Source organism: Xenorhabdus sp. NBAII XenSa04 (genome assembly GCF_963866145.1).
In the GTDB taxonomy this organism is placed as follows: Bacteria; Pseudomonadota; Gammaproteobacteria; order Enterobacterales; family Enterobacteriaceae; genus Xenorhabdus; species Xenorhabdus indica.
In genome coordinates, this window is sequence record NZ_CAWMEB010000298.1 from 1 (window position 1) to 203 (window position 203).

The following is a 203-nucleotide window of genomic DNA, read 5'->3' on the forward strand; positions in this document are numbered from 1 at the left end:
ATTCCTTTAGTTTTTGCCACTAAATCCAACCCATCACCATAGTTCGGGGTATCACACTGGCGGCAGTGCCAGTTGCCATGATGGTGATCATCAATAAAGTGAAAACGGTCAGTGCCACCGCAAACAGGGCAAGCACTATGTTTCCCTTTTGCAGGAATATCGATGCCACAGACAGGCAATAGGTTTTCCCAATGATACATAGC

At 46.3% G+C, this 203-nt stretch carries 1 protein-coding gene; it reads right to left on the reverse strand.

Translation table 11 applies throughout. From position 1 onward, the window contains the following. Positions 1-203 (reverse strand): primase-helicase zinc-binding domain-containing protein (locus tag AAC147_RS10730; RefSeq protein ID WP_231571695.1); only part of this gene is annotated, 203 nt, incomplete at both ends.